The sequence below is a fragment of the Mesorhizobium sp. M7A.F.Ca.US.005.03.2.1 genome, assembly GCF_003997795.1.
GTDB classification, from domain to species: domain Bacteria; phylum Pseudomonadota; class Alphaproteobacteria; order Rhizobiales; family Rhizobiaceae; genus Mesorhizobium; species Mesorhizobium ciceri.
Window position 1 is genome coordinate 1 of the sequence record NZ_RZRP01001293.1, and the last position, 1,139, is coordinate 1,139.

Here is a 1,139-nt window from a genome sequence, read left to right on the forward strand (position 1 = left end):
GGTGGTGATTATCCATGGCGGTTACTGGCTGGAGACCGACAAGAGCTTGTGGTCGCATCTCGCCAAGGGCGCGGTCGGCAGCGGCTTCGCCGTTGCGATGCCCTCCTACACGCTGTGCCCGGACATACGCATCGCAGGCATCGTCCGGGAAGTCGGGGCGGCGATTGGCAAGGCAGCGGCAATGGTTGACGGACCGCTGATGCTGACCGGACATTCGGCCGGCGGCCATCTCGCCACCCGGATGGTGACGACAACCACGCCTCTGGCGCCGGATGTGGCGCGGCGCATACGCCATGTCGTTTCGATTTCAGGTCTACACGATTTGCGTCCGCTCATGCGCACCGGCATGAACAAGGACCTGGCAATCGACGAAGAGGAGGCGCTGGCTGAAAGCCCAGCCCTGCTGCGCCCGATGGATGGCGCCCGCGTCACCTGCTGGGCCGGCGGCGGTGAGCGCGCCGAGTTCCTGCGCCAGAATACGTTGCTTGCCAACATCTGGACCGGCCTTGGCGCCACCACCAGCACCGTGGTCGAGCCCGACCGGCATCACTACGACATTGTCGACGGCCTTACCGATCCGGCGCATCCGCTGACACAGAGCTTGATCTCGAGCTAGAGCCGAGATCACTTTCTCGTCTGTTATGAACGGCTTGCCTGGAATTCCTCAGCGCAGCATCAAAACGCTGCAAGCCTCGCCCGCGGCTGCTGCAGGGGCAAACGGTGCCCGCACGATCAGCCCGTTGGCGTCGGCCAGCATTCTCAGCATCGAGGAATCCTGAATGCCGAACGGCGTCGCCACCAGCGCGCCGTCATCTTCCCTGACCACGGCTCGGACATAGTCCTGGCGCAAATCATTGGCCGGCATTGCGGCACCCAGTCGCGCTGGGCGAATGTCCTGGCGATGGTTGCGGCCGCCGAGCCGCGCCAGCAGCGGCTTCAGGAACAGTTGCGAGCAGACCAGGCTTGCCACCGGGTTGCCGGGCAGGCCGATGCACCTGATATCGCCGAGGCGGCCGAACATCAGCGGCTTGCCGGGGCGCATGGCAATCTTCCAGAAGCCGAGCGTCATGCCTTCGCCGGTCAGCACATCGTGGATCAGGTCGTGATCGCCGACCGAGGCGCCACCAAGCGTCACGATG

General features: G+C 64.8%; 2 protein-coding genes. One reads left to right on the forward strand and one right to left on the reverse strand.

All coding sequences use genetic code 11. From position 1 onward, the window contains the following. Positions 1–616: alpha/beta hydrolase (locus EN991_RS37155; RefSeq protein ID WP_164769704.1), on the forward strand; the 616-nt coding region annotated here is incomplete at its 5' end. A 48-nt stretch (positions 617–664) separates the two neighbouring features. On the opposite strand, the gene EN991_RS37160 is transcribed toward EN991_RS37155, so the two are convergent. Further along, positions 665–1,139: molybdopterin-binding protein (locus EN991_RS37160; RefSeq protein ID WP_245461188.1), on the reverse strand; the 475-nt coding region annotated here is incomplete at its 5' end.